We start from the raw sequence: 2,964 nt of genomic DNA on the forward strand, positions 1-2,964 counted from the left end.
CGCCGCCAGCGTTCGTCCTGAGCCAGGATCAAACTCTCCATGAGAATTCGAACAGCTCCGTTGAACAGAACGCCGGACAATTACGTCCGTTGCTTCCGTTCGGAATTTTTCACGTTTACGTCCCGTGTCGCTCGTGGATGCGAAGGACGTGTTGCCTTCGGCTGACTCCACCACGGGGCGCTCGTTTACAAAAGCACTCCCAAGACCCGAATTGTCAATTTCAGAATCCCGCGGACATCAAGGCCCGCTTCGTTCTTCCTTCTCGATGGCAACCAGACCAGTTTCACCCGGCCCGCCGCGTCCGCCCCTTACCGCGGGCAGTCCTTCAATCTATCAGCCTCAGCCCTTCCCGTCAACCCCTCGGCTTCAACAACTTTTTCGCTTTCGCAGAACCAGTCGTGCGCCGAACTCCTTCAATCTACTAGGGTTGCGCCGAACCGTCAAGGGGCGTTTTTCAGAACTTTTCCTCCGCCCGCCCCGCCGCCGCCATTCAGGCGACAGCCCTCCAAGCTATCAGCCTCACCCCTCACCGTCAACCCCTGTCCGGAACCAGCTTCGGCGTCGCTTCGGCCGGGGTTCCTTGAGGGGCGCCAAGTATAAGCGGCTCCCCGGAACAGGTCAAGGGCTTTGTTTCGGCCGTGTCACCGGCGCGGCACGAACACACATCGACCGCACACGGCAAGGCTGAACGGCGACTGCATCCCACGCGGGCGCGGGGGGAACCGATGGGACAGGACCGACGGCGGAGGGGGAAGGTCAGCGCCTTCCCCCTGCTTCAACCCTGATCAGTGTTTGGTCCTGATGCGCATGCCGTTCGCGGCAACGCCGTCGCGCGGCGGCTGGGGCGCGGGGGGTGCCTTGGGTGCCGGGCGCGCGGCCGGCTTCTGCCCTCCCCCGCCCTGCCGGGACGCGCCCGCCGGCCGCTGTGCGCCTGGCGACTTCATGGAAAGCGCGATGCGCTGGCGCGGCACATCTACCGACAGCACGCGGACAGTCACGCGGTCTCCCACCCGCGCCGCCTCCGAGGGATCGCGGATGAACTTGTCCGACATCTCCGACACGTGCACCAGGCCGTCCTGGTGAACCCCGATGTCCACGAACGCACCAAAGGCGACCACGTTGGTCACCGTTCCCTGCAGCGTCATTCCCTCCTTGAGGTCCTCCACCTTCTGCACGTCGTCGCGAAAGGCGAGGGCCTCGAACTGCTCGCGCGGGTCCCGGCCCGGCTTGCGGAGCTCCGCCACGATGTCCTGCAGCGTGGGAAGGCCCACCCCGTTGCCGACATAGCGGGTCAGGTCGATGTGGCCAATGCTGGCCTCATTCCCCACCAGCGTCGTCATGTCCACGCCCAGGTCGCCCGCCATGCGCTCGACCAGGGCGTAGCGCTCCGGGTGCACGGCGGACGCGTCCAGCGGGTGCGCGCCGCCACGCACACGCAGGAAGCCGGCGGCCTGCTCAAAAGTCTTCGGGCCCAGCCCGGGGACCTTCTTGACCAGCTCCGCGCGCGAGCGGAACGGGCCCGCCTGGTCGCGCTGCTCCACGATGCGCTGCGCGACCGTGGGGCCGATCCCCGCCACGTAGCCCAGCAGCGCCGCGGACGCGGTGTTCAGCTCCACGCCGACGCGGTTCACGCAGCTTTCCACCGTCTCGTCCAGCCGCCGCTTGAGCCGCGTCTGCGACACGTCGTGCTGGTACTGGCCCACGCCGATGGACTTGGGATCGATCTTCACCAGCTCCGCCAGCGGGTCCTGCAGCCGGCGCGCGATGCTCACCGCGGAGCGCAGCGTGAGGTCCAGGTCCGGAAATTCGTCACGCGCGGTGTCGGATGCGGAGTAGACGGAGGCGCCGGCCTCGTTGACCATCACCACGGCGGGACGCGGATCGATGGCGGCTTCGCGGACGGCTTCGCGCGCCATGCGGTCGGATTCGCGGCTCGCGGTGCCGTTCCCCACGGCCACGAGCTCCACGCCGTGCTTTTCAATCAGACGCGTCAGTTCCCGCCGCGCGCGGTCTTCCTGGTGCAGGTATACCACGCCGGTCTCCAGCAGCGCGCCCGTCCGGCTCACCACGGCCAGCTTGCACCCGGTGCGGTAGCCGGGATCCACGCCCAACACGGTGCGCCCACCCGCCGGCGGCTGCAGCAGGAGCGCCTCCAGGTTGCTGCCGAAAATGGCGATCGCCTCCTCGTCCGCGCGCGTCTTGAGCTCCATCCGCACCTCCACCTCGGCGGAAGGCGACAGCAGGCGGTGGTACGCGTCCTCCACCGCCATCCCCATCTGCTCCGGCGCGCGGTGCCCGTCCAGAAAGCGGTTGCGCAGCGCGAGGATGATGGCCTCGTCCGGCGCCAGGATGCGCGCGGTCAGAAACCCCTCCGTCTCCCCGCGGCGCACGGCCAGAATGCGGTGGCTGGGCAGGTCGCGGACGGGGCCGGTGAAGTCGTAGTAGTCCTGGAACTTGCTGACCTCGTTCTCCTTGCCGCGCGCCGCCTTGCTCTCCAGAACTCCGCGCGTGCGCACCTGCTCGCGCACGTACGCACGCGCGGCGGCGTCTTCGGAGATGCGCTCGGCCGCCACGTCCCGCGCGCCGGCCAGCGCATCCGCGGCGCTGGCCACGCCCTTGTCCGCATCCACGAACTCCGCGGCGCGGGCGGCCAGATCGCGGTCCGTCGCCGCGCCCGCCCACAGCAGCTCGGCCAGCGGCCCCAGCCCGCGCTCCAGCGCGATGGTGGCGCGGGTGCGGCGCTTGGGCTTGTAGGGAAGATAGAGATCCTCGAGCGCGGACTTGGTCGTGGCGCGCTCGATGGAGGCGCGCAGCTCCGGCGTCAGCTTCCCCTGCTCGTCGATGGACTTGAGGATGGCGGCGCGGCGGTCATCCAGCTCCGCCAGGTACTCGTGGCGGTCGCGGAGGTCGCGCAGCTGCACCTCGTCCAGCTCCCCGGTCGCTTCCTTTCGATAGCGGGCAACA

The 2,964-nt window shown here is 68.6% G+C and carries 1 protein-coding gene; it reads right to left on the reverse strand.

Annotated elements, in window-relative coordinates:
- Window positions 1–785 precede the first annotated feature (785 nt).
- Window positions 786–2,964 (reverse strand): Tex family protein (locus VF665_RS15725; protein ID WP_331054388.1); only part of this gene is annotated, 2,179 nt, incomplete at its 5' end.

It is taken from the genome of Longimicrobium sp. (genome assembly GCF_036387355.1).
In the GTDB taxonomy this organism is placed as follows: domain Bacteria; phylum Gemmatimonadota; class Gemmatimonadetes; order Longimicrobiales; family Longimicrobiaceae; genus Longimicrobium.